This window comes from Massilia eburnea (assembly GCF_009720745.1).
Taxonomy (GTDB): Bacteria; Pseudomonadota; Gammaproteobacteria; order Burkholderiales; family Burkholderiaceae_D; genus Rugamonas; species Rugamonas eburnea.
The window spans coordinates 1-23,555 of the sequence record NZ_WNKX01000003.1 but is presented as its reverse complement, the minus strand read 5'-3'; the positions used below and the strand labels follow the sequence as shown (position 1 = coordinate 23,555).

Annotated in this window: 22 protein-coding genes; 13 read left to right on the top strand and 9 right to left on the bottom strand. The window is 65.1% G+C overall.

What is annotated here, in order from left to right:
- Positions 1-5: 5 nt before the first annotated feature.
- Entirely contained in the window at positions 6-2,252 is a 2,247-nt protein-coding gene (locus tag GM658_RS04630) for a TonB-dependent receptor (RefSeq protein ID WP_155452840.1), read from the bottom strand.
- Positions 2,253-2,462: 210 nt separating this feature from the next.
- Between GM658_RS04630 and GM658_RS04625 the strand changes: the two genes are divergently transcribed.
- Complete coding sequence (locus GM658_RS04625; protein ID WP_155452839.1) at positions 2,463-2,870, top strand: carboxypeptidase regulatory-like domain-containing protein; 408 nt, start codon at positions 2,463-2,465, stop codon at positions 2,868-2,870.
- Here the strand turns inward: GM658_RS04625 and GM658_RS04620 are convergent.
- Positions 2,857-3,657, bottom strand: a complete 801-nt coding sequence (locus tag GM658_RS04620; RefSeq protein ID WP_155452838.1) for an isocitrate lyase/PEP mutase family protein — start codon at positions 3,655-3,657, stop codon at positions 2,857-2,859. The genes GM658_RS04625 and GM658_RS04620 overlap by 14 nt on opposite strands.
- A 99-nt stretch (positions 3,658-3,756) precedes the next feature.
- Between GM658_RS04620 and msbA the strand changes: the two genes are divergently transcribed.
- A complete protein-coding gene (gene msbA / locus GM658_RS04615; protein ID WP_170298668.1) occupies positions 3,757-5,583 on the top strand; it encodes a lipid A export permease/ATP-binding protein MsbA in 1,827 nt (608 codons plus the stop codon).
- Here msbA and GM658_RS04610 read toward each other — a convergent pair.
- A complete protein-coding gene (locus GM658_RS04610; protein WP_155452837.1) occupies positions 5,571-6,320 on the bottom strand; it encodes a DUF481 domain-containing protein in 750 nt (249 codons plus the stop codon). The genes msbA and GM658_RS04610 overlap by 13 nt on opposite strands.
- Before the next feature lie 12 nt (positions 6,321-6,332).
- Entirely contained in the window at positions 6,333-6,794 is a 462-nt protein-coding gene (locus GM658_RS04605; protein WP_155452836.1) for an Lrp/AsnC family transcriptional regulator, read from the bottom strand.
- 95 nt (positions 6,795-6,889) lie between these two features.
- Between GM658_RS04605 and GM658_RS04600 the strand changes: the two genes are divergently transcribed.
- Entirely contained in the window at positions 6,890-7,153 is a 264-nt protein-coding gene (locus tag GM658_RS04600; RefSeq protein WP_155452835.1) for an ACT domain-containing protein, read from the top strand.
- On the opposite strand, the gene GM658_RS04595 is transcribed toward GM658_RS04600, so the two are convergent.
- Complete coding sequence (locus GM658_RS04595) at positions 7,138-8,469, bottom strand: NCS2 family permease (RefSeq protein ID WP_155452834.1); 1,332 nt, start codon at positions 8,467-8,469, stop codon at positions 7,138-7,140. The two genes, GM658_RS04600 and GM658_RS04595, sit on opposite strands and share 16 nt — an antisense overlap.
- 56 nt (positions 8,470-8,525) lie before the next feature.
- Between GM658_RS04595 and GM658_RS04590 the strand changes: the two genes are divergently transcribed.
- Together GM658_RS04590 and GM658_RS04585 are read left to right on the top strand one after the other, a co-directional pair.
- Positions 8,526-9,002 (top strand): MarR family winged helix-turn-helix transcriptional regulator, encoded by a 477-nt coding sequence (locus tag GM658_RS04590; protein ID WP_155452833.1) that lies wholly within the window; start codon positions 8,526-8,528, stop codon positions 9,000-9,002.
- Positions 8,999-9,736: a class I SAM-dependent methyltransferase gene (locus GM658_RS04585; protein WP_155452832.1), complete on the top strand. Its 738-nt coding sequence runs from the start codon at positions 8,999-9,001 to the stop codon at positions 9,734-9,736. Before GM658_RS04590 ends, GM658_RS04585 begins: the two co-directional genes overlap by 4 nt.
- Positions 9,737-9,753: 17 nt before the next feature.
- Here the strand turns inward: GM658_RS04585 and GM658_RS04580 are convergent, their stop codons facing one another.
- Positions 9,754-10,902 (bottom strand): hypothetical protein, encoded by a 1,149-nt coding sequence (locus tag GM658_RS04580; RefSeq protein ID WP_155452831.1) that lies wholly within the window; start codon positions 10,900-10,902, stop codon positions 9,754-9,756.
- Between the two features lie 120 nt (positions 10,903-11,022).
- On the opposite strand from GM658_RS04580, the gene GM658_RS04575 reads away from it, so the two are divergent.
- Entirely contained in the window at positions 11,023-11,913 is an 891-nt protein-coding gene (locus GM658_RS04575) for a LysR family transcriptional regulator (RefSeq protein WP_155452830.1), read from the top strand.
- On the opposite strand, the gene GM658_RS04570 is transcribed toward GM658_RS04575, so the two are convergent.
- Positions 11,900-14,233 carry a diguanylate cyclase domain-containing protein gene (locus tag GM658_RS04570; RefSeq protein WP_155452829.1) on the bottom strand — a complete coding sequence of 778 codons (2,334 nt, stop codon included), beginning with the start codon at positions 14,231-14,233 and terminating at the stop codon, positions 11,900-11,902. The genes GM658_RS04575 and GM658_RS04570 overlap by 14 nt on opposite strands.
- A gap of 150 nt (positions 14,234-14,383) precedes the next feature.
- Between GM658_RS04570 and GM658_RS04565 the strand changes: the two genes are divergently transcribed.
- Positions 14,384-15,577 (top strand): glycosyltransferase, encoded by a 1,194-nt coding sequence (locus GM658_RS04565; protein ID WP_155452828.1) that lies wholly within the window; start codon positions 14,384-14,386, stop codon positions 15,575-15,577.
- Here GM658_RS04565 and GM658_RS04560 read toward each other — a convergent pair.
- Positions 15,574-15,762, bottom strand: coding sequence for a hypothetical protein (locus tag GM658_RS04560; protein WP_155452827.1), 189 nt, complete (start codon positions 15,760-15,762; stop codon positions 15,574-15,576). The two genes, GM658_RS04565 and GM658_RS04560, sit on opposite strands and share 4 nt — an antisense overlap.
- A gap of 234 nt (positions 15,763-15,996) precedes the next feature.
- Here GM658_RS04560 and GM658_RS04555 point away from each other — a divergent pair, with 234 nt between their 5' ends.
- The 4 genes from GM658_RS04555 to GM658_RS04540 are packed head-to-tail and all read left to right on the top strand — an operon-like array spanning position 15,997 to position 20,859.
- Positions 15,997-17,385 carry a class I SAM-dependent methyltransferase gene (locus tag GM658_RS04555; protein WP_170298667.1) on the top strand — a complete coding sequence of 463 codons (1,389 nt, stop codon included), beginning with the start codon at positions 15,997-15,999 and terminating at the stop codon, positions 17,383-17,385.
- Positions 17,386-17,414: 29 nt separating this feature from the next.
- The gene (locus GM658_RS04550; protein ID WP_155452826.1) at positions 17,415-18,755 is read left to right on the top strand and encodes a sensor histidine kinase; all 1,341 of its coding nucleotides are present in this window, start codon (positions 17,415-17,417) and stop codon (positions 18,753-18,755) included.
- On the top strand, positions 18,752-19,873 hold the full coding sequence (locus tag GM658_RS04545; RefSeq protein ID WP_155452825.1) for a hybrid sensor histidine kinase/response regulator: 1,122 nt from the start codon (positions 18,752-18,754) through the stop codon (positions 19,871-19,873). The genes GM658_RS04550 and GM658_RS04545 overlap by 4 nt, the downstream gene beginning before the upstream one ends.
- On the top strand, positions 19,870-20,859 hold the full coding sequence (locus tag GM658_RS04540) for a response regulator (protein ID WP_155452824.1): 990 nt from the start codon (positions 19,870-19,872) through the stop codon (positions 20,857-20,859). Before GM658_RS04545 ends, GM658_RS04540 begins: the two co-directional genes overlap by 4 nt.
- Positions 20,860-20,863: 4 nt before the next feature.
- On the opposite strand, the gene GM658_RS29650 is transcribed toward GM658_RS04540, so the two are convergent.
- The gene (locus tag GM658_RS29650) at positions 20,864-22,201 is read right to left on the bottom strand and encodes a methyl-accepting chemotaxis protein (RefSeq protein WP_155452823.1); all 1,338 of its coding nucleotides are present in this window, start codon (positions 22,199-22,201) and stop codon (positions 20,864-20,866) included.
- A 137-nt stretch (positions 22,202-22,338) separates the two neighbouring features.
- On the opposite strand from GM658_RS29650, the gene GM658_RS04530 reads away from it, so the two are divergent.
- Positions 22,339-22,521: a PIN domain-containing protein gene (locus tag GM658_RS04530; RefSeq protein ID WP_155452822.1), complete on the top strand. Its 183-nt coding sequence runs from the start codon at positions 22,339-22,341 to the stop codon at positions 22,519-22,521.
- Positions 22,522-22,615: 94 nt separating this feature from the next.
- On the top strand, positions 22,616-23,555 hold a 940-nt coding region (locus GM658_RS04525; protein ID WP_170298666.1), incomplete at its 3' end, for a cache domain-containing protein.

Here is a 23,555-nt window from a genome sequence, read left to right as displayed (position 1 = left end):
CCTCATCAGAAGTGGTAGTCGAAACGGATGTCAAAAGTCCTTGGATCGCTCGGTACGCTCATGCCGAAGCTGTCGATCGTAATCGGCTGTACCTTGTTTTCCAGGTTCTTCACGCGCGCCATGACGCTCCAGCTGCCGGCATCGGGGCGGTAGGACACGTTGAAGTCGCTGCTGGTGCGCGCCGGAATACGGTACTGCAGCAGCTGGCTGGAAACGCTGATGTTGTAGGCAGCGCTGCGGCGCGCATTGATGCCGGCTGACATCTGGGCGCCTGGCAGGCGGAAGGTATGCTCCCAGCCGAGGTTCAGCACCGAATGCGGGGCGCGGTCGAGCGGCTCGCCGGCCCAGGAAGTCACGCCGTCCGGCTTGTAGCTGATGTAATGGGCATCCAGCAAAGTCACGCCGTAACTGAAATTGTCGGCAGCGCCGGCACGCACTTGTCCATCCAGTTCCACGCCCTTGACGCTGGCCTGGCCCGCATTCTGGGTGACGAAGCGCGGTGCGCCCGCGACGATGGCAACGCCGGACAGCTGCAGGTTTGTATAGTCGTAATTGAAGACGGCCAGGTGCATGCTGGCGCGCTTGTCCCAGAAGCGGGCTTTGACGCCGGCCTCCCAGGATTTCAGCGTTTCCGGCTGATAGAGCAGGGTGTCGGCTGGAACGGCGATCGCGGCCGGGCATGGAAGGCCCAGCGCGCTCGCCCCGGCCACGCAGCCATCGTTGAAGCCGCCCGACTTGTAGCCGGTGGCCACGCTCCCGTAAGCCATGGCAGTGGGCCCCAGGTCGTACTCGGCGCCCAGTTTCCAGGTCATCTTGTGGGTGTTCAGGGAGGCGTCGTTCAGGAGCTTGAAGTCGGTCGCCGCATTGAAATCTTGCCCCTGCTGGAAATTGGTGGAGCCGACCCGCGATTTGTCGTCCTGGGTGTAGCGAAGGCCGGCCGTGGCACGCAAGCCAGGGAGCACGCTGTATGTCAGCTGGCCGAAGGCGGCCTTGCTGCGGGCGATCGTCGGGCCGTGCGGGAACACGTAGTAAGGCGGCAGGTGCAGGGGAGTGAGGATCTGCAGGTCGCGGAACACATACAGCTGGTGCGACTCTTCCCGGAAGTAATACAGGCCGCCCTGGGCTTTCAGCGGTCCGCTGCCATTGGTGGACAGGCGCAGCTCATGCGAATCCTGGCGCTGGTCGCCCCAGAAATTTTCGTGCACACCGATCGCCAGCGTCGGCTGTACACGGTAATAGAAGTTGGCCAGGAAGTCGTTTTCGTTCCTGCGGTGCGATCCGAGATAGTCCAGCGTTGCCGCACCAAGATTCCACGAGAACTCTGCGCCCAGTGCGTCCGACGACTTATGGTTATAGCCTTGCTCAAGCCCCGTGTTGAACGGTTTGAAGCGGTTGGTCAGCCGCTCGCCGGTGCTGGCGCCGTACCACACAGGTTTGCCGGTCTCGATGCCCTTGAAGAAATTGGTGTCGGGGACGATGTTGTCGACATTGCCGTGTTGCGTGGCATGTTCGTAGCGCAGCAGCAGTGACGCCGACCGGCCCAGCGCCAGCTTGGCCGACAGGCGCGCGGAACGGTCGTCACGGTCCTGGCCCAGTTCATACCCGCTACCCTGGCCGTTGCGCAGGTAGCTGTCGTGCTTGTCGAGCGCGACGGCGGCGCGCAGCGCCAGCGCATCGTTCACGGGCACGTTCAGCATGCCGGTCGCCACGCGCGAGCTGTAATTGCCAAGCGCCAGGCTGGCGGCGCCTTCCAGCTGCTGTACCGGTGCGTTGCTGATGACGTTGACCACGCCGGCGGTGGTATTGCGGCCATACAGCGTGCCTTGCGGGCCGCGCAGTACCTCGATGCGGTCGACGTCGAGGAAGCTGAAGGTCTGGAACTGCGGGCGGGCAATATAGATGCCGTCCAGCATGAAGGCGGCGGAAGGGTCGCCTTTCTCGGTGGCATCGGCATTGGAGACACCGCGGATGGTGATGCGCAGACCGTCGGCTGCGCCGTCCAGGTGTACGTTCGGCAGGCGCGCGCCGATACCGGCGGCGTTATCGATACCCAGCTTGTCCAGCTGGGCGGACGTCAGCACCGACATCGCGACCGGCGTCTGCGATTCGGGTGCGCTCACACGCTGGGCAGTCACAAGGACTTCCGGCAGCTGGTCTTCAGTTTGGCTTTGCGCCAAAGCAGGCGCGCAAAGGACGCTGGCCACGGCGGCGGCCAGCAAGGTTGGGCGCAACGGCGCCCTGCGATTCGACATGACTTAACCCCTAATGCCCTGCTTTATGTGGCTCTTCTGGCAATATTGTTGCAGTGGCTTGCAAAAGTATTAGAGTCTAACAGTTCATTTTGTTTCTAAATAGGGGCTTTGTAGGCTTTCCCCGACACAGTTGCGACGCGATGGCTGATAGCGCACCGGTCCCGACAGGCGAATACTGGCGGCAAGCCTGTAAAAGGAAAGGAGTGAATCATGTTTATACGCAACATTACTCTTGCCTTCACCCTGGCCTGCGGTGCCCTTGGTAGCGCGACTGCGGCAGGACAAGCCCAATTCATGACCGGCGGCGTCGGCATGGAGGAACGCGGCAAGATGCTCGCCAGCAAGGAGGACTACAACGTCCACATGACCTTCGCCACGCGCGGCAGCGGTGTCTATCGTTCTGACGTGCAAGTCGAGATTGCGGACAATAAAGGCCGGGTCTACCTCAATGCCAACGACGCCGGCCCGCTGATGTACGCCAACCTGGAACCCGGCCGCTACCGTGTGACTGCGTCGGCGGCCGATGGCCAGGTCCTGCGCCGTGACATGGTGGTGCTGCCAGGGCACACCAAGGAGCTGTATTTCTACTGGAGCGAACCTGCAACTATCGTCGAGTAGCCATCAGCTCATTCAGGGCGCCGTAACCCAGCGCCTGCTCATCATCGATGGCGCCGGTCTGGAAGAAGCGCTCCATGTGGGCGCGCAGCCGGCCCATCATCGCTTCCGCAGGGGCTGATCCAGCACTGAGGCGGCGCACGCCCAGCTCCGACAAACGGGCAGGCGACGCCAGGTTGACGCGCGCCAGCACGTTCAGCGGCATCGTGCTGCCCTGCGCCAGGGCAGCGATTTCGCCCTCGTCGGTGACGCCCGGCGCAAACAGGCCGCTGGCGCCGGCTTGCTGGTAAAGCGCGGCGCGGCGCAAGGTTTCTGCGACACGCAGCGCCCCCGGCTCGGCAAGGCCTCGCAGGTAGACGTCGCAGCGGGCGTTGATGTACAGCTGGACGCCAGCCGTGTCCGCGACCGCGCGGCAGGCGGCGATCTTACGCGCCAGCAGTTCCGGCGGATCGCCGCCGTCTTCGATATTGATCCCCACCACGCCGGCCTTCAGCAGTTGGTCAACCAGCTGGCCGACCACTTCCGGATCGGACGAATAGCCATCCTCGATATCCACCGTCAGCGGCAAGTCGCTCGCGTGGACGATATCGCGCACGGTCTCCAGCAACAGGGCCGTCGGCAGCAAGGAACGGTCGCCGTAACCATGGGCCCAGGCAACTGCGGCGCTGCTGGTGGCCAGGGCTTTGGCGCCGGTAAGGGCTGCGATGCGGGCGCTGCCGCCATCCCAGCAATTGGCCAGCAGCAGGATGCCATCCTGGTGCAGCGCCTGGAATTTCGTATCGTTGCGCATATGGTCGTTTCCTTAACATTGTGGGGCAGGCCATTCTGCCACGGTTCACAGATTCCTGCTTTGGTACAATTCGGGGTTGCCCATCAATCCTATAGCCAAGTGCAAAGCCGCCAACTCTACGCCCGCCTGATAAAAGAATTCCTCCCCTATAAATGGGTCGCCATCGCAACCTTGATTGGCGTGGGCGTTGCATCGCTGACGGATGTGATGCTGATCCGCCAGCTGCAAAACGTGGTCGACGCGGTGCAGCCGCACGGCCTATCCAGCGCAGCGCCTCAAAGCGGCGCGCTGGCGGCGATCCACGGCTGGCTTGACCGCATCTTGCCGGCCGATCCCGGCGCTGCCGCGCTGTGGGCGGTCCCGGCCCTGATCATGGCGCTGGGCCTGCTGCGCATGGCCAGTACTTTTACCGGCGATTATGGTTCGGCGTGGCTCACCCAGCGCGTGCAAGCCAATGTGCGCGAAAAGATGTTCGCCCGTGTGCTGCGGCTGCCGAACCGCTATTTCGACCAGTCGTCGACCGGTACCACGCTGTCCCGCATCGCCTTCGACGCAACCCAGGTGACCCAGGCCGGCCTGAGCGTGTTCTCGATCGCCGTGCGCGATTCGGTGGCGGTCATCGGTTTCCTGGGCGCGCTGTTCGATATCGACTGGAAACTGGCCCTGTTCTGCCTCGTACTGCTGCCGCTGGTGGCGCTGGTGGTCACGGTGGCGGCGCGCCGCATGCGCCACCTCAGTTCCAGCGCCCAGCATGCGATGGGCGAGCTGACCCGCGTCCTGGACGAAAGCATAGGCGGCCAGCGCGTCGTCAAGATTTTTGGCGGCCAGGCCTACGAACAGAAGCGTTTCGATGACGTGGTGAAGCTGAATCGTCAGCTGGCTGTCAAGCATGCCACGACTGCTGCCATGAACTCTGGCCTGATCATGCTGATGGTCGGGGCGACGCTGTCGGCCGTGATCTATTACGCCTTGCTGCGTGCGCAGGAAGGCGCGCTGACGCCGGGTGCATTCGTCGCCTTCATCACTTGCCTGATGTCCTTGCAGGGCCCGATCAAGAACCTGACCAAGCTGAATGAACCGCTGCAACGGGGCCTGGCCGCCGCTGAATCGGTGTTCGGGTTGATTGATGCGCCGATGGAGGCGGATACCGGCACGCGCGCTGTCGACCGCGTCAAGGGCCGGATCAAGCTGGAAGAGGTAGGCTTCCGCTACAACGAAGACGATCCGGAAGCTCCGCCCGCGCTGCGTTCCGTTTCGCTCGATATCGCGGCCGGCGAAACGGTGGCCCTGGTGGGCGGTTCAGGCAGTGGCAAGACCACGCTGGCCAGCCTGCTGCCGCGCTTTTATGACGTGAGCAGCGGCCGCATCCTGCTGGATGGCGTTGACTTGCGCGAATACCGGCTGCCGGACTTGCGCAGCCAGATTGCCCTGGTCAGCCAGGACGTGGTGCTGTTCAACGACACCCTGGCGTCGAATATCGCATACGGCGATCCGGCACCGGATATGGCGCGCGTTGAAGCGGCTGCCCGCGCCGCTTACGCGCACGACTTCATCATGCGCCAGCCGCAGGGCTACGAGACCGAAGTGGGCGAGAACGGCATGCGCCTGTCGGGTGGCCAGCGCCAGCGCATGGCGATTGCCCGCGCGCTGTACAAGGACGCGCCGATCCTGATCCTCGACGAAGCGACCAGCGCCCTCGATACCGAATCGGAGCGCCAGGTCCAGGCCGCGCTGGAAAAACTGATGCAAGGCCGCACCACGGTGGTCATTGCACACCGCCTGTCGACCATTGAAAACGCCGACCGCATCGTCGTGATGGCGGCCGGCGCGATTGCGGAGGAGGGCAGTCATGAAGCCCTGCTCGCCAAAGGCGGCATCTACGCCCGGTTGTACCAGACGCAGAAGCAGCTGGATCAGAAGGAGTAAACCAGCGTTACCGAAGTCTGGGTATCGGTGTTGGTCTTATCGGCAGGCACGCTGCTGTCATTGATGGCGCTGAAAGCGGCCTTCATCTGCATCGAGCCGTTGATGCGGGTGCTGAGCGAGGTTTCCGACGTCGAGTGCGTGTTCCAGCTGGCGCGCTCCACCGTCAGCATTTGTGCGAACGCGGCGTTATCACTGAGTTTCCAGCGGAAGGCGGCACGGCCACGCAGCACCAGGCCGTTTTCTTTCTCGCCGTTGGCGCGGGTCGCGCTGAAGTAGCCCGGGCCCGCTTCCATATCCAGGGTCTTGTTCGAGGACTGGTACCAGCGGAAGCCGTGACCGACGCCGAGGCTGGAGCTGCGGGTGTAGGCGCCGAACTTGTCTTCGGAATGGTTGGCCAGCACGAACAGGGTGGCGTTTTCCTCCAGCAGCTTGTAGCCGGCTTTCGCGCCAAGCTGGTAGCGCTGCGCCGAACGCTGGCTGGTTTCCTCGCCGTTCACGCGGGTGCGGTCTTCCTTAAAGTAGCCGTTGCCGGTGTACTCATTGCTCCACAATGGCAAGTCTTGCAACACTTCAAACCGGCCGGTCACCGAGGTGCCGGCGGTATTGCCGCTGGTGGTGATCGCGCCGACTTCGGCGGAAACCATCACGTTGCTGGAATGTTCGATGTCTTCGTCGGCTGCCAAGGCGTTGCCGGCTGCCAGGCCAGAGGCCAAAATCAGGGTCGTCAGGTATTTCATAACTGAATTCTATCAGGGCTCTACAGAATGCGCCCGTTTCAGGCAGCGCAAGACAAAGGTCGAGCGGCTGTGGCGGATGCCGGGCAGTTTATACAATTTGCGGCGCAGGAACTCCTCATAACCCGCCGTTCCAGCCACGGCTACCTTGATCAGGTAGTCGTATTCGCCGGTCAGCAGGTAGGCTTCCATGACTTCGGGAAGTTCGGCCAGCGCCAGGCCGAATTTGTGCAGCATGTCGTCGTCATGGCGGTCCAGCGTGACTTCGATGATGACGATGTCCGGCAAGCCGAGGGCCTGCTGGCTCAGGAGCGCAGTATACCCTTCAATCACGCCCCGTTCCTCCATTGCCCGCACCCGGTTCCAGCATGGGGTGGTGGACAGGCCTACCGCTTCGGCCAGTTTCGTGTTGCTTAAACGGCCATCACGGCGAAGCTCGCGCAGGATTTTGCGGTCGATATCATCGAGTTGTTCCATGGTTTCCGATAAATGAAGAAGATTCTTCTATTTTACATGGAAACCAAGGCAAACTTTGGATGCCTATTCCGGCGGGCCAGCCGCATAATCTTCATATGCATACCGAACAGAGAACTTTCCGCCTGCGCCTCGACCGCTGCTCCTCGATGGATGCCGCCGAGGCTGTGCTGGCAACCCTGCGCCGCGGCGGCGTCCAGCTCCATGCGATGCGCATGGCGCCGGGCGTGCACGGCATGAACCTGGACCTGGATGTGGCAGCCGAGGGCGAAGATGCCCTCGTGCTGGCGAGGATGCGGCTGTGTAACCTGATCGGGGTCCTGAAGATCAGGGTCCAGCAGCGCGTTTATGCGCCGATATAGGCGTATTTGAAGCTGAAGACGATGGCGATCACCCACACAATCGGCTTCACTTCGCGGAAGCGGCCGGTCAGCAGCTTGAGCGCCGCATAAGTGATGAAGCCAAAAGCGATGCCGTGCGCGATCGAATAGGTGAACGGGATCAGCAGTGCGGTGATCGCGGCCGGGATGCATTCGGTCGTCTCGTTCCAATCGAAGTCGCCCAGGTCGCGCAGCATCAGGCAGGCAACGAACAGCAGGGCTGGCGCTGTTGCATAAGGCGGAACGACGCCGGCCAGCGGGGCGATGAAGAGGGATGCCAGGAACAGCAAGGCCACGACCAGTGCGGTGAGCCCGGTGCGGCCGCCGGCCTGCACGCCGGAGGCGCTTTCCAGGTAGGCGGTGGTGCTGGAAGTGCCGAGGATGGAGCCGGCCACGATGGCGGTGCTGTCGGCCAGCAGGGCTTTGTTGAGGCGTTGCATTTTGCCGCTGACGAGCAGGCCGGCGCGGCTGGCGACGCCCATCAGGGTGCCGGTAGCGTCGAACAGTTCGACCAGGAAAAATACGAGCACCACATTGAGCACGCCGACGCCCAATGCGCCCGGCACATCGAGTTTGAGGAAGGTGGCGTCGAGGGACGGCGGCGCGGAGAAAACGCCATGGAAGCTATTCCCGGCGAAGAAGAAACTGAGCACCGTCACGGCCATGATGCCGATCAGGATTGCGCCCCGTATTTTCAGGCGGTCCAGCGTAACGATCAGCAGGAATCCCACCACGGCCAGCAGCGCCGGCGGCTTGTGCAGGTCGCCCACGGTCACCATGGTATTCGGATTGGCCATGACGATCCCTGCGCTTTTCAGGGCAATCAGGCCGAGGAACAAGCCCAGGCCGACCGTGATCGCAATGCGCAGCGAGCGCGGAATCCCGTTGACGATGGCTTCGCGCAGTCCGAGCAAGCTGACGACCAGGAACAGGCAGCCGGAAATGAATACCGCGCCCAGCGCCACCGGCCATTTGATGCCCATGCCCAGCACCACGGCGTAGGCGAAGTAGGCATTCAGGCCCATGCCGGGCGCCATGCCGATCGGATAGTTGGCATACAAGGCCATGATGGCCGTGCCCAGTGCAGCGGCGAGGCAGGTGGCGACGAACACCGCTTCTTTCGGCAAGCCGGCGTCGCCCAGGATCGCCGGGTTGACGAAAATAATGTAGGCCATGGTCAGGAAGGTCGTGAAGCCTGCCACAACTTCCGTGCGCACATCGCTGCCCGCTTCTTTGAGTTTGAATAGGTTTTCTACGAAGGACACGGAAACTCCCTGATTTGCAATATCGGGGAGCATACCACCACGGGCCGCGCCGCTTGAAAGTCCATTAGCGCTAATGTATTATGCTTTGCATGGATACCAGACTGCCCCCGGGCCTGGGCGAGCTGCTGCGCTATGTCAACGAACTCGTTGAGCAGGGCGCGGAAGAACATTACCAGGCCATGCGCCTCAACTACAGGGCGCGCTACACGCCGGTACTCAGGGCGCTGAATGCAGGCGCCAAGACCGTGACTCACATCACGGAGCGCACCCGGTTGACGCAGGGGGCGATCAGCCAGACAGTCGCTCTGATGGAAAACGACGGACTGCTTACGCGCCGTGCCCTTGACGATGGGCGCAAGAGCGCGCTCCTGCTCACGGCCGCAGGCCGCAAGCTTTGCGTCCAGCTCGAACAGCATTGGAAGGCGACGTTCGCCGCGATTGCCACGCTGGAGGCGGAAATTGGTTTTCCCCTGATGCAGGCGTTGGATGCGGCTGCGAATGCGCTGGAGCGTGAAGGATTTTCCGCACGGGTTGCTGCCGCCAAAGAAAGGAGCGAATCATCATGACCAACTGGTTTGAGCAGGGCGGACGAGCGTATGCGCGTTTCCGTCCCGAATACCCACGGCAACTCGGGACTTACCTTGCTGAGCTGGCGCCCGAACACCGGGTCGCCGTCGATGTGGGCTGTGGCAATGGCCAATTGACGCAGCTGTTAGTCCCGTATTTCGAACGCGTTGTCGGGCTGGATCCGAGCGAGGACCAGATAGCAAATGCCGCGCCGGGCAGCCGGATCGAATTTCAATGCGCCGCGGCGGAGGAGCTTCCCTTGGCGGACGGCAGTGCGAACCTGATTACCGCAGCGCAGGCGGCGCACTGGTTCGAGCTGCCGGCCTTTTACCGCGAAGTGCGCCGGGTAGGCGCTTCCGGCGCGGTAGTGGCGCTGATCAGTTACGGCGTGCTGAAGCTCGAAGCGTCGCTGAATGAGCGTTTCCAGCGCTTCTACCGGGAGGAGGTCGGCCCTTACTGGCCGCCCGAGCGAAAGCTGGTCGACTCGGGGTACGCGACGATTGAATTTCCATTTGATGAGATCACGCCGCCCGCCCTGAACATCGACGTCGAGTGGCATCTGTCCGAGTTCCTCGGCTACATGCTGACCTGGTCGGCGGTGAAAAGGGCGAAGGACGACGGGAACGAAGCGGTCTTGATGGCGTTCGCCAACGAGTTCGCAGCGCTGTGGGGCAATCCGGACCGAAAGCGTCCCGTATCCTGGCCAGTCAATATGCGGATCGGGCGCCTATGACAGCGGGCCATGCCGATTCATGCCAGCGCGAACAGCTGCGAATAGACACGTGCCGCCATCAAGCCTAGCGGCTGGTGGTGCGCGGCTGGGCCCATGTGGCGAGCCAGCATTGTCATCGCTTCGGCCTTGCTGGCGCAGGCCGCGATCTGCGCCTCCAGCAAACCGAGATCGCTGGTGATGGTTTCCCACGCGTGCTCGTCGGCTGGAAATGCGTGGCGCAAGATTGCGCGCGGTTCTTCGACGGCGGCAGCTTCGCTGCCGCCATCCCCGGCGGCAGCGGCGGTGCCGGCCGGCGGAGCGGCAAACATGGCGGCAATGGCGCCAGGCGCCGGGGGATCCTGCGGTGCACCGTCTTCCGGCGTGGCCGGCAGGGTTTGCAAGCCAATCCGGCCCAGTGCATAGCCAAGCTCCAGCCGCATCAGGAAGTCAGTGACTTGCGCCGGCTCGTCTCCACCGAGCAAGGCGCGCAGGACATTGAGCACGATCGTATCGGATTGCGGCGGCGCGGGCAGCGCGACACCCAGTTCGGCCAGTTCATGCAGCAGGGAAGGCTGGGCGGCCGGCTGGTCCGGCACGGCCAGCTGATAGCCTAGCATTTCCGGCAAATAGCGCTCGCCGGCGCTGGCCAGCGCGAGCCGGATCGCGCCCTGCACGAAACCGCCATCTTCCAATTCCTGCCAGTTGTTGCAGCCCTGGACGGCCAGCACCTGTCTCACCTGCGCAACATGATTGGTCGCCGGAACGCCTTTGCCAAGGTAATCGAGGTAGAGCTTGACCAGGGGCATGAAGGCCGGCTGGCGCCAATGGTCGAGCACAACGTGCAGCCAGGCCCCTTCCACCAGCAGGCCTGGCGCCTGTACGCACAGGAAGCGGCGCGCCTGCGCCAGCGTGGCGAAGTGGCGCCGCGGCGCCCCTTCCAGCCGGGCCGCCTGGTATTGGCGCAACTCTTCGGCGCGCGTGCGGGCGCGCAGTTCCAGCCAAGCTTCCAGGCCTGCGAATTCACCGCTCCATGCCGGCGGCTGCGCAGCGGCTTCGGCCAGCCGGCGCTGCAGGTAGGCTGTCGCCTGCGCGCAGTCGGGCGCCTCGCGCAGCAGCATATAGAGTTGGCGCGACGGGCCGCCCGCGGCGCCCTGTGCGCTTCGGCTGAGAGGAAGTGTGGTCATCATGTCAACCAGTATCCAAGTGCAAGCCTAGGTTTCCTAGCAGAGCGGAGCGCGCCACGATGTAAGACCAGTCTTACACGGTCGTGTAGAATCGCCCGCCAGGCGACCAACACAGGATGGCATATGCTCGATGCAATGTCGATGGACCAATTGCGGACCTTTATCGCCGCGGCGGAAGAAGGCAGTTTTTCTGCAGCGGGACGCAAGCTGCGCCGGGCCCAGTCGGTCGTCAGCCAGACGCTGGCCAACCTGGAGCAGCAAGTCGGTTTCGCGCTGTTCGACCGCAGCGGGCGCTATCCGCGCCTGACGGAGCAGGGCCGCGCCTTGCTCGACAGCGCGCGCGCCGCCGCCAGCAGCATGGATGGCTTCAAGGCCAAGGCGCGCACCCTGGCCGAGGGACTGGAGGCGGAACTTTCGGTCGCTGTCGACGTCATGTTCCCCATCGCACGCCTGACCGAGGCGGTGCGCGCCTTCCACCACGAATTTCCCGGTACGCCGCTGCGGCTTGACGTCGAAGCGCTGGGCGCGGTGGTGCAGCCCTTGCTGGAGCGCCGCTGCCGGCTGGCCGTGGTGGGCTCTTATCCTGACGTGCCGGCCGAGTGCCTGACCGATTTCCTGTTCGAAGTGCCGCTGGTGGCGGTGGCGGCGGCCGGACATCCGCTGGCCGCCATGCCGGCGCCGATTGCGCGCAGCGAGGCGGCAAAGCATGTGCAGCTGATCCTGACGGACCGTTCCAGGCTGACCGAAGGGCGCCAGTTCGGCGTGGTGAACCAGCAGGGGTGGCGCCTGGCCGACCTCGGCGCCAAGCATGCCTTCCTGCGTGCGGGCCTGGGCTGGGGCGGCATGCCGCGCCATATGGTGGAAGACGAACTGGCCGATGGAGCACTGGTCGAACTGGCGCTGGAAGCCAGCCCGGTGCTGGGCATGGCATTTTCGATGTACGCGTGCTGGCGCAAGGATGCGCCGCCGGGGCCTGCCGGCCGGCGCTTTATCGCATTGCTCAAGGCCGCGTAACGGCCGCCTCCGGCAAGCCGCGCCCGCTGTCGATGGTGAAGCCGTTGCGGCCGCGCCGCTTGGTGTCGTACAGCGCCATGTCGGCGCGCCCGATCAGGCCTCCCGCGGTTTCCGTGCCGCCCGCATACAGTGCGATGCCAATGCTGGTGGTCACGCGCAGGGGCGAGCCCAGTACCGTGAAATCGGGCGCTACCGCATCCATCACTTTTTGCGCCAGCAGCTGGATCTCATCGGGGTGGCGGATGTTTTCGAAGACGATCACGAATTCGTCGCCGGCCAGGCGCGCCACGGTGTCGGTGGTGCGCACATTGCCGGTCAGGCGCAGCGCGAATTCCTTCAGCACCTCATCGCCGCCGGCATGGCCCAGGCTATCGTTGATATGCTTGAAGTTGTCGATGTCGAGATAGGCCAGCGCCATCTGGCTGTCCTGGCGCCGGACGCGCTCGATCGCCTGGTCCAGCACGTCTTCGAACTGGCGCCGGTTGGGGATGCCGGTCAGCGGATCCCGGCGTGCCTGGCGCAGCAGTTCCGCCTCCACTTCGCGGCTGCGCGTGACGTCGGTGGTCAAGGCGTAGACGAAGGGCACGCTGCCGTCCTTGCGCACGTCGGGCACGAAGGTGGTTTCCAGCACGCGCGGCTCGCCGTGCAGGCGGGCGGTCGATTCGTAATCGGTCACCTGGCCGGCGAAGGCGCGCTCCAGCCAGGGCTTCGCTTCCCGGTAGGCCACTTCGCCGGCAACGCTGGCCATGGGGCGGCCGGGCAGGGTGTCGGGGTCGGTGTCGAGCCAGCGGCGGTACGTGGCATTCCCGAATTGCAGCACGTGCTCGCGGTCGATGGCGCTGATCATCACCGGCAGGTGGTCGGCGATCAGGCGCAGGCGCTTTTCGCTGGCCGCTTGCGCCAGTTCTGCGGTCTTGCGCTCGGTGATGTCGGTGCACATCATGTAAAAGCCCGGCACGCTGCCGTCGGGCGCCAGGTCCGGCACCAGTTCCACCATCAGGTGCAGGTGGCGTTCCAGCTCTTCCCCCAGCCGCTCGACGTGGATGCGGCGCCCGGCCAGCACGATGTCGAAGCAGTCCTGCCAGCGCGCCAGCATCGCGGGCCCGAATACTTCGTCGACGCGCTTGCCGACCATGCGGCGCGGGTCGATCCCCAGCAGGAACTGGTAATGCTCATTGGTGAAGCGGAAGCGCAGTTCGCGGTCGATATAGGCCACCAGGGCCGGGATATTGTCGGCGATGACGCGCGCCCGTTTTTCGCTTTCGGCCAGCCGCTCCAGGGCCGCCTGGCGTTCGGCAGTCAATTCGTACAGCGCTTCACTGAGCTCGCCTATCTCGTCTTTCGCATGGCTGCGCAGCAGGCCGATATCGCCGCCGCGGGCGCGGATCGCATGCAGGTTGGAGCGCAGCTTCTGCAATGGCGCCAGCAGGACCTGGATCATGCTCCAGCTCAGCAGGCCGGCTACCGCGGCAAACAGCGTGGCCGCCAGCACGGCTTGCTGGCGCATGCGGATCATCGGGGCGAAGGCTTCGTCGGTCGGGTAGCGCGCCCCCACGATCCAGTTGGTGGTGTTCAGCCGCTTGTAGGAATAAATCCCGTCCACGCCATCCTTGTTGGTCGCTTCCAACCATCCTTCAAAGCCGTCCAGTGCCCGCTGCGTACCCAGGTTGACGCCAGGCCGCGCGTTGATGTGCTCCAGCAGGCGCCCCTTGTTGGGATGATTGACCAGGATACCCTCGGTGGTCATGATGAACATGAAGCCGGTTTTGCCTGGCTTCATGGTATTGAAGTGCTGGAAGAAGTCGGAGTTCAGCAGGTCGATGCTGCCCACCAGGACCGCCTGGACGTCGCCGCCGCTATCGATGATGGGATGGGTCAGCACCACCACCGGCAAACTGGACACGCGTCCGCGCAGCGGAGGCGATATGATGGCGCGCTTTTGCGCCAGGGTCTGTTCGAAATAGGGCCGGTCCTTGACCGAGGGATTGTCCTGCAGCGGCGGACGCAGGCTGGCCAGGAAGCGGCCATTGGCGTCAAAGGCGGCGACGTTGGCGAATTCCTCGGCTGCGGAAGCATGGCGCTCGATCGCCGCGCGGATGGCCGCCGGCGTGCGTTGGCGCGGCGGCACGTCGTCGGCGATGGAGGCCAGCAGCGTGCGCTTGCCGGCCAGCTGCTCGTCGATATTGGCGGCGGCCAGGGACAGGAGGCTGAACTGTTGTTGCCCGATGACACTCTTCATATCCCTTTCGGACATCGAGAGCGCCATCCAGGTGACGACGGTGGTGGCTGCAAGCACGAGCAGGATAACCACGCAGGTCATGCGCGCGCGCAAGCTCCGTGGTAGCAGTCGGAAGGAGGCCATGGCCTAGTATTGCACACCTGTTTGCCAGTGTGTTCTAAAATCCATGGCATAGCAATGATTGGAAATAATGTGAAAAATGCAATGACACTTGGTCGGGTGAATTGATCCATGGCTCATTTCCACCTGGCTTGGGAATTAGGCGGCGATGCCGCCCATGCGGGACGCTTGCGGGTCATTGCGCAAGCCCTGTTGGCCCGCGGCCACGCCGTCAGCCTGTCGGTGCGCGACCTGGGTCCGGCGCGCCGCCTGTTCGGCGACCTGGACGTGAAGATGCTGCAGGCGCCGCTGTGGCTGCACAGCACGGCCCAGCACGCTTCCAGCCTGGCCGAGATCATGCTCGCCTCCGGCTACCGGGAGGCGCAGACGCTGGACGCCCTGGTGCGCGGCTGGCGCTCGGCGCTGGAATTGCTGAAGCCCGACGTGGTGGTGGCCGAATTTGCGCCGACCGCCTTGCTGGCGGCGCGCAGCATGGATATCCCGACGGCGGCGATCGGCGCCGGTTTTACCCTGCCGCCGGCCGGCCAGCCGCTGCCCAATTTCCGCCCGTGGGAAGCAGTCGACCTGGCGCGCCTGGCCGGCGCCGAGATCCACATCCTGAAGGTCATGAACACGGTGCTGGTGCACCACGGCGGCGTGCCGTACGTACAGGCGGCTGACGCGCTGCTGGGGCGCCAGCACTTCCTGTGCGCCTGGCCGGAAACCGACCATTACGGCCGGCCTGCCGAATCGCAGCAATGGTTTGGCCCGGCCTTCGTTTCGCCGGCCGGCGAGGCGCCGCAATGGCCGCCGGGCCACGGGCACAAGGTGTTCGTCTACCTGCGCCAGGAGCATCCGGCCCATGTCGCCGTGCTGCATGCGCTGGTGATGGAAGGCTGCCGCGTGCTGTGCTACCAGCCCGAAGTCGCGGCCGGCGCGGTGCCGCCGGTGCATGCCACCAGCCTGGCCTATGCGCGCGGGCCGGTCGACCTGGCCGGCGCCATGGCCGAGGCGCGCATCTGCGTCAGCCAGGCGGGCGAGGGCACGGTGGCGCACTCGCTGCTGGGCGGGGTGCCGATGCTGCTGCTGCCAACCCAGCTTGAGCGCTACCTGCTGGCAGCGCGCCTGGAGCAGTCGGGGGTGGCGATCAATGGCGGGCGCCTGCCGGGCACAGTGGACTGGCGCAGCGTGGTGCGCAGCCTGCTGATGGATGGCCGTACCCTGATGGCGGCGCGCGGCATGGCCACGCGCTACGCCGGCTTCACCCAGGCCCAGATGGCTGAGCGCTTGGCCGGCCGCCTTGAGCTGCTGGCGAAAACTGCCTAATGCGGCCCCCGGTCCTGGCGCTGCTCGCAGTACTGGCGCCAGGCCAGTTCTTCCAGGGCAGCGACGGCATCGCGCAAGCCGTCAAAGCGCGGATCGTTGAAACTGCGGGCGAAGCGCGCATGAAATTCCGCGCGTTCCGCTTCCGCCGCTGGCAGCTTGCCCAATTGATCAACCGCATGCTTCACTGTGTGCTCCATCGTATTCCCCCAAGCCTTGCTGGCAGTGTGGCAGCGGGCAATGGTCGCGTCTGTGCGGCAGCGTACTTTCGGTAACAATTGTTGTTAATCCAATAAAATCTTTGGCCCCACCGCAATTAATCCCTTTTATCGAATTTCGTTTTCTCTTAGGGGAAACATTGCGATTTGCTTCACAACTGAGTACACTCGATTTAATTAACGGCAACCAATTAGTTCCGAACAGTGTATTCACAGGCGCAAATCGATCCGGTCGTCAGTTTCCTCAACACGCAGGGTGAAGCCGTCCGCGGCACCATCGTGACGCTCCAGCGCAAATCGCTGGTGATGGAAGTGTATAACCCGTATTCCATCGTGCAGGTCAGCGAGGTGTTAAGCGAGCTGACCGTGCGCATGGGCACGGCCAGCGCCTATATTGGCAAGGCAGTGGTGATCAGCATGGTGAACACTGGCCTGACGGCCGTGGTGTCGGTCACCCTGATCGACGAATGGCGCGAGCTGAGCGAAGTGGTGCTGCTGCCGGGGGCGGTGGGACGCGAAGCGAGCAAGTTCGTGCTGGACTGGGACGAACGCTTCCGCATCCGCCGCGACTACCAGATTGCCGTCAATGAAATGCGCGCCTATCTGGCCGAAGTGGCGCGCTGGGTGGAGCAGGTCGACCTGTCCGACTCGCTGCCGAAAGAGGGCGGCCGCCTGCGCGCCGACGTGTTCGCCGAGCTGGCGCAGCCGCTGATCGTGCGCGTGCGCCGCTATTTCGACGATTTGAACCGCGAAGCGGCGATGGTCGAGCAGGAAGCCGCCGCCGCCCACCGCGCTTTTGCCCAGGCCGCGCTGCATCCCTTGATCCTGCGCGCGCCTTTCGTGTTCCGCACCTTCAGCAAGCCGCTGGGCTATGCCGGCGACTACCAGATGGTGAACCAGATCCTGGGCGACGCGCGCCAGGGCCCGAGCACCTACTTCCAGATCGTCAACGCCGCCTTCCTGCAGACGGCGGTGGCGGTGGCGCACCGCAACCGTATCGATATCCTGGTCGACTTCCTGAAGCGCCACGCCGACGCCGCGCGCCGCACGGGACGTCCGTTCCGCGTGCTGAACGTGGGCTGCGGCCCGGCCCAGGAAATCCAGCGCTTCCTGCGCGAGTACGACGAGCCGCACTGGCTCTCGTTCGAACTGGTCGACTTCAGCGAAGAGACGCTGGCCTGGACCCGCGGCGAACTGGCCGCCATCAGCGCCGGGCTGGCGCGCCAGCCCGACATCCGCTTCGTGCAGGATTCGGTGCACAACCTGCTGAAGCGCCGCGTCGACGGCCCGCAGGTGGGCGCCGATTTCGACGTGGTGTACTGCGCCGGCCTGTTCGACTACCTGTCGGACAAGGTGTGCAGCCGCCTGCTGAGCTACTTCGCCTCCTGCATGAAGAGCGGCGGCCGGCTGCTGGTGACCAATGTCCATTCCAGCAACCCGGAACGTCCCGGCATGGAACACTTGCTGGAGTGGTACCTGATCTACCGCGACGAAGCGAAAATGGAGCAGCTGCTGCCGCCCCAGTCGCGCGCGCGGACCACCTATGTCGATGCGACCGGCGTCAATGTCTTTGCCGAAGCGTCGCTGCCATGACCGGACCGGCACCTGCCCTGGGAAAATTCATGAGCCTTTCCCTGCACCGGGCTTATGAATCGGACTTGCGCAGCTACCGCCTGAGCTTCAGCCGCGGCGGCGCCTGGACCGGCATCGCCCTGGTGCTGCTCGGCATCGGGCTCGATTACAGCCTGTACCCCGCCCATCTGCTGGAATTCACGCTGGCGCGCGTGCTGTGCTCGCTGGGCATCCTCGCCATCATCGGCTTGATGCGCACGCCCTGGGGCGCGCGCAACGTCGAAGCCATGAGCTTTACCTGGCTGATGCTGCCGCAAGTGATGATCGCCTGGATGATCGCCGTCACCGAAGGCGCTTCCTCCATCTATTACGCCGGCCTGAACCTGGGCGTGTTCGCCTCGGCCATCGCTTTTGCCTTCCGCATGTGGCAAAACCTGACCCTGGGCCTGCTGACCTATCTGTTGTACGCGGCGGCGTGCTGGGTGCACGACGGCCATGCGCCGGGCGGCGGCGCCTTTGCCGTGAACTCGCTGCTGCTCGCCTTCAGCGCCATCGCCAGCGCGGTGTGCACCTATTTCAACGAGCAGGCGCGCTTCAACCTGTTCCAGCTGAAGGCGGAGCTGGCCGACAAGAACGCCCAGCTGGAAGAAAACAACCGCAGCCTGGCCGAGATCAAGGGCCAGATGCTGCAGCAGGAAAAAATGGCGGCGCTGGGCACCCTGGCCGCCGGCCTGCTGCACGAGGTGAACAACCCGGTCAACTTCTGCATGATGGCGATCGACATCGCGATGGAAGAACCGGCGGCCAAGTCCAACGAGGTGCTGCACGAATGCCTGACCGACGCCAAGTCCGGCATGCAGCGCGTGCAGTACATCGTGTCGGACCTGAAGACCTTCGCCTACCGCAAGTCCGGCACCGACCACGAAAGCGCGCAATTCCTGTTCGAGCGCGCGCTCGAATCGTCGGTGCGCCTGGTGGGCCACGAGATCAAGGGGATCAAGGTCAACCGCCACCTGCAGCCGGACACCCTGGTGCGCGGCGACGAGGCGGCCATCATCGGCGTGCTGATCAACCTGCTCAGCAACGCGGCGCTGGCGATGCGCAAGGGCGCCACCCGCGAGCCGAGCATCGATATCTATGCCGAGTCGCGCGGCGAGCGCCTGAAGGTCACGGTGCGCGACAACGGGCCCGGCATCACGCCGGAAAATATCGGCCGCGTGTTCGAGCCCTTCTTCACCACGCGCGAAGTCGGGCAGGGCCTGGGACTGGGGCTGTCGATCTGCTACAGCGTGATCCAGCGCCACGGCGGCGTGCTGGCGGCCGAAAGCACGCCCGGCGAATGGACCAAATTCACCTTCGATCTGCCGCGTGTGACGGGAGGCGAGAAATGAACCAGCCTGCCCAGCCAACCACCGTGCTCTACGTCGACGACGAGGAACTGGCGCGCAAATACTTCGCGCGCGCCGTGGAGGGCGACTTCACCGTGCTGACCGCGCCCGGCGTGGACGAGGCGCTGGAAATCCTGGCCCGGCCCGATAATGAAGTGGACGTGCTGGTGACCGACTACCGCATGCCGGGCCGGGTCGGCGGCGAGCTGCTGGCGCAGGTCGAGCGCGACTACCCGCACCTGGTGCGCATCCTGGTCACGGCTTACGCCGACAAGCAAGTGCTGCTGGAGACCATCAACGGCGGCGACATCTTCCGCATCCTGGAAAAGCCGCTCGACACCAATACCGTGCGCCATGCGCTGCGCCTGGCCAGCGAAAACGCGCGCGAGCGCGCCATGCGCCGCCAAAGCCTGCTGGCCATCGAGGAAACCGTGGCCTTCCTGGCGCACGAACTGAATACCCCGCTGGCCACCATCGCCAATTTCGCGCGCAATATCCAGCGCCGCGTCAATGGCCAGGGGGCCGACAACGGCCTGCCGCTCAAGGCCGACATCGGCAACGCCGCGGCGCACATGAACGACAACGCGCGCTACTGCCTGTCGGTGCTGTCCTCCTTCGTGGAGTCGGTCAAGCGCGCCAGCGTGGTGCCGGCGGCGGCGCGCCTGGGCAGCGGCAGCGCGCAGCAGATGGTCAGCGCGCTGCTGGGCGTGTACCCGCTGGCCGTGGGCCAGCGCCAGATCGTCGAAGTCGACGTGCTCAACGACTTCACCGTGCGCGCCTCGCCCAACTGCGTGGCGCTGGTGCTGTCGTCCTTGCTCAGTAATGCGCTGCGCGCACTGCAGCAGCATCCCGATCCGCGCATCAGGATCACTGTGGGCGTGGACCAGCGCCCCTTCATCATCGTGGAAGACAACGGCCCGGGCATCGCGCCGGCGCTGCTCAACCGACTGCTGCTGGACCCGGTGTCCATGCACGGCGCCGAAGGCGGCAGCGGCTGGGGCCTGATCTTCTGCAACCGCGTGATGCAATCGTTCGGCGGCCACCTGCGGGTGCAGTCGGAACAGGGTTGCTCCACCACCGTCACCATGAATTTCCCGGATTTAGAGAAGGAACCAGCATGACCGAACAACCGACTAAACAAGCGCCGGCGATCCTGTACGTCGACGACGAAGCGACCGCCCTCAAATACTTCCAGCGCGCCTTGGGTTCGCTGGCGCCCGTGTATGTGGCCGAGTCGGTGGAAGAGGGCAAGCGCATGCTCGACGAGCATGCCGACGACATCGCCGTGCTGGTGTCCGACCAGCGCATGCCCGGCGCTTACGGCAATGAACTGCTGTTCTATGCGTGGGACCGTTATCCGCACATCGTGCGCATCCTGACCACTGCCTATTCGGAACTGGAACACACGGTCGACGCGGTCAACCAGGGCCAGATCCACCGCTACATCCAGAAGCCGTGGGATATCGCGGCCCTGCGCATGGAACTGAAGCAGGCGCTGGCCCTGGCCAAGCTGCAGAAGGAGCATTCGCAGCTGCTGCGCGAAAAGCTGCTGGTGCGCCAGAAGCAGGCCGTGGCCAGCCGCGTCGGCACCCTGTACACGCTGGCGGCCAGCCTGTCCTCCGGCCCGTCTTTCGTGCCGGTGGAAAGCTACCTGGCCGGCGCCCTCAGCGCCGGCATGACGCCGCCCGAGCCGGACTGGCTGATGCTGGACCATTCCGACCTGATCAGCTCGGAAGCCTTCCGCAGCGCCGCTTTCGGCTGCGCCGTGCGCGACCACCTGCAAGACCTGGAAGCGCGCTATCCGGATGCCGAGGCGGCGCATGTGTTCGCGCTGCTGGCCGAAACCTTCGGCCACACCTTCCGCGCGCTCGACGCGGAGCAAGCCCTGTTCCTGCAGGCTTCGCAGCTGACCGAATTCCTGGAAACGCCGACCAGCGCGCCGGTGTCGTCGCAGCACGCGTTCTGGCTGGCCTGCCTGCTGTGGCTGGGCAAGCGCGGCGCCGCCCTGCAGATGGCCGGCGGCGCGCAAGGCGTGGAATGCCGCCTGGTGCAGGCCGACGCGGCGCTGACGCCTTCGCAGCTGGCGGCCTGGGTCGAACAGTTCTAGAGCATTAACGCAAGGCCAGCGCACGCTGGCCGGCCGCGCCCTGAGCCCCCATGAGCCGGGCCAGGCGGCGCGCATGTTCCAGCATGCTGGCCGAGGCACTGGCCGCCTGCTGCACCAGGGCGGCGTTCTGCTGCGTAACCTGGTCCATTCCGCTGACGGCGGCGGTCACCTGCTCGATGCCGGCCGTCTGCGCGCGGCTGGCGGCCGTGATGGCCTGCATCAAGCCTGCCACCTGCTGCACCGAGCCCACCAGCTTGTCCATCACCTGGCCGGTGGCGCCGGCCAGCTGGTTGCCTTCCTGCGCCCTGTGCACCGAGTCGCCGATCAGCTGGCGGATTTCCTGGCTGGCGGCGGCGCTGCGCTGGGCCAGGCTGCGCACCTCGCTGGCCACCACCGCAAAGCCGCGCCCCTGCTCGCCGGCGCGCGCCGCTTCCACCGCCGCATTCAGGGCCAGGATATTGGTCTGGAAGGCGATGCTGTCGATGACGCCGATGATGTCGTGGATGCGGCGCGCGCTGTCGTGGATGGCGCCCATGGTGGCGACCACCTGGGCCACCATGGCGCCGCCCTGCACGGCCACCTGGGAGGCGGCCGTCACCAGCTCGCTGGCGGCGCAGGCATCGTCGGCGTTCTGGCGCACCGTCTGCGCCAGCTGCTCGACGGTCGCCACGGTGCGCAGCAGTTCGGCGGCCTGCTGCTCGGTGCGGCCTGACAGGTCCCGGTTGCCGCTGGCGATGGCGTGCGCCGCTGCGCTGATGGCATCGATGCCGACGTGGGCTTGCGTCACCGTGTTGTGCATGCGGTCGAAGCTGGCCTGCAGGCTGGTGCGGTCGGCCTCGCTCTGCGCACGCTGGCGGGCGAAGCTGATGGCGAAGTGGCAGAGCGCGCCAGTTTCGACGACCACGTACAGCGCGTGCACGATGATGACCGGCAGCGACGGCGTATGCAGGCAGACGGTGCCGAAGCCGGCCTGTTGCAGGAAGTTGAACAGCAGGTGGTGGACGGCGACGAAAGCGGCCGCGCCGATAATGATGCGCCAGTCCTGGTAGACCACCAGCAGGGCCAGCAGCACGAAAATGCCGAAATGCAGTTCGATCATGCCCATCGCCTGGTGGATGTGCAGGGCGCAGAAGGCCATGCAGGCCAGGGCCACGGCCATGCGGCTGGCCAGGGCCTGCGGCGATCGCCAGGCAAGCAGGGTGGGGATGAGCGCGGCCGGCAAGCCGGCCAGCAGGGCCGGCTTCCAGGTGCCGTACCAGGGCGCCAGGCCGAAGGCCATCAGCAGCAGCAGCCACAGGATGGGGATGAACAGTTGATGGGCCTTGGCGTGGTGGTCCGGCATGCGAATTCTCCATGGTTGTGATGGCGTGATTGTCTTGGCAATTGCGTTGCATGTCGATCAAGTAGTGAAAGTGCGGTGCGCTGTGTCCGTCCCACTTTCGCTAGCATGATGGCAGGACGCCACACGAGGAGGCCATCATGCCACGAGGAGCCAGCCAGAAACGCGAGCGCGAATACAAGGAACTCAAGCAGGATTTCAAGCAGGAGCACCGCTATCCCGGCCGCGAAGAGGAAGTCGCGGCGCGCATCGTCAACAAGCAGCGCCGCGAGCACGGCGAAACCAAGGCGCAGAAGGCGCGCAGCGGACGTAAGGTGCATTAAGTAAAGTGCATTAATTAAGTCGCAGGCAAGACTTTCAGGCAACTTTCCGAGGGCGAGTCGGTTATACTCTGGGCATCGGAATAGCGGAGCCGCCATGCCTGAGGAAGTCTTGCCCGCACGCCCCCTGCGCGACCGCTTCGGCCTGGGCGCCATGCTGGCCGCGGCGCTGGCCGCCGCCGTGCTGCTGCTGACAGCGCTGGCGGTGTGGGGCCTGGGCTGGCGTACGGCTGCCGAGCTCAAAGCCAGCCTGGGGCAGAGCCTGGCGCAGCGCGCCAGCGACCATGCCGACCAGCTCGACGCAGCCATGTTCGAACGCTATCGCGAAGTGCAGCTGCTGGCGCGCCGCGCCGCCCAGCTCGACGGCGCCACTGCGCGGCGCCAGCTGCTGGAAGAGCTGCAGCGCACCTATCCCCTGTATGCCTGGATCGGCCTGGCCGATGCCGCCGGCACGGTCCAGGCCGCGACCGGCCATGTGCTGGAAGGCGCCAACCTGGCGCAGCGGCCCTGGATGGGCGAGGCGGCCAAGGGTGTGTATGTGCACGACGTACACGCCGACGCCCAGCTGGCGCAACTGCTGCCGGCCCACGGCAGCCGCCCGCTGCGCGTGCTCGACCTGGCGTTTCCCTACTTTGACAGCGCGGGCCGCCCGGCCGGCGTGCTGGGCGCCGAACTGCACTGGAACTGGGCGCACCAGCTGCTGCCGGCCGATGCCTTGCTGGTCGCGCGCGAGGGCAAGGTGCTGGCAGGGCCGGAGGACCTGCTGGAGCAGACCTTGCCCGGCGCCAGCCTGGCCCAGGCGCGCCTGCAGCCGGCCGGCTACGGCGAAGAGCACTGGCCCGACGGCCATGACTACCTGGTCGGCTATGCGCGCACGCGCGGCTACGAAGCTTATCCCGGCCTGGGCTGGATGGTGCTGGTGCGCCAGGATGCAAGCGCCGCCATGGCGCCGGTGCGGCGCCTGCAGACCTCGCTGGCGCTGTGGGGCCTGGCCCTGGCGCTGCTGCTGGCCGTGCTCGGCTGGCGCGGCGCGCGCC

What these genes read in the sequence shown, in the direction of transcription:
- GM658_RS04630 (WP_155452840.1), bottom strand. Translation starts at nt 2,252, where the DNA reads ATGTCGAATCGCAGGGCGCCGTTGCGCCCAACCTTGCTGGCCGCCGCC.
- GM658_RS04625 (WP_155452839.1), top strand. Translation starts at nt 2,463, where the DNA reads ATGTTTATACGCAACATTACTCTTGCCTTCACCCTGGCCTGCGGTGCC.
- GM658_RS04620 (WP_155452838.1), bottom strand. Translation starts at nt 3,657, where the DNA reads ATGCGCAACGATACGAAATTCCAGGCGCTGCACCAGGATGGCATCCTG.
- GM658_RS04610 (WP_155452837.1), bottom strand. Translation starts at nt 6,320, where the DNA reads ATGAAATACCTGACGACCCTGATTTTGGCCTCTGGCCTGGCAGCCGGC.
- GM658_RS04605 (WP_155452836.1), bottom strand. Translation starts at nt 6,794, where the DNA reads ATGGAACAACTCGATGATATCGACCGCAAAATCCTGCGCGAGCTTCGC.
- GM658_RS04600 (WP_155452835.1), top strand. Translation starts at nt 6,890, where the DNA reads ATGCATACCGAACAGAGAACTTTCCGCCTGCGCCTCGACCGCTGCTCC.
- GM658_RS04595 (WP_155452834.1), bottom strand. Translation starts at nt 8,469, where the DNA reads ATGCTCCCCGATATTGCAAATCAGGGAGTTTCCGTGTCCTTCGTAGAA.
- GM658_RS04590 (WP_155452833.1), top strand. Translation starts at nt 8,526, where the DNA reads ATGGATACCAGACTGCCCCCGGGCCTGGGCGAGCTGCTGCGCTATGTC.
- GM658_RS04585 (WP_155452832.1), top strand. Translation starts at nt 8,999, where the DNA reads ATGACCAACTGGTTTGAGCAGGGCGGACGAGCGTATGCGCGTTTCCGT.
- GM658_RS04580 (WP_155452831.1), bottom strand. Translation starts at nt 10,902, where the DNA reads ATGATGACCACACTTCCTCTCAGCCGAAGCGCACAGGGCGCCGCGGGC.
- GM658_RS04575 (WP_155452830.1), top strand. Translation starts at nt 11,023, where the DNA reads ATGCTCGATGCAATGTCGATGGACCAATTGCGGACCTTTATCGCCGCG.
- GM658_RS04570 (WP_155452829.1), bottom strand. Translation starts at nt 14,233, where the DNA reads ATGACCTGCGTGGTTATCCTGCTCGTGCTTGCAGCCACCACCGTCGTC.
- GM658_RS04565 (WP_155452828.1), top strand. Translation starts at nt 14,384, where the DNA reads ATGGCTCATTTCCACCTGGCTTGGGAATTAGGCGGCGATGCCGCCCAT.
- GM658_RS04550 (WP_155452826.1), top strand. Translation starts at nt 17,415, where the DNA reads ATGAGCCTTTCCCTGCACCGGGCTTATGAATCGGACTTGCGCAGCTAC.
- GM658_RS04545 (WP_155452825.1), top strand. Translation starts at nt 18,752, where the DNA reads ATGAACCAGCCTGCCCAGCCAACCACCGTGCTCTACGTCGACGACGAG.
- GM658_RS04540 (WP_155452824.1), top strand. Translation starts at nt 19,870, where the DNA reads ATGACCGAACAACCGACTAAACAAGCGCCGGCGATCCTGTACGTCGAC.
- GM658_RS29650 (WP_155452823.1), bottom strand. Translation starts at nt 22,201, where the DNA reads ATGCCGGACCACCACGCCAAGGCCCATCAACTGTTCATCCCCATCCTG.
- GM658_RS04530 (WP_155452822.1), top strand. Translation starts at nt 22,339, where the DNA reads ATGCCACGAGGAGCCAGCCAGAAACGCGAGCGCGAATACAAGGAACTC.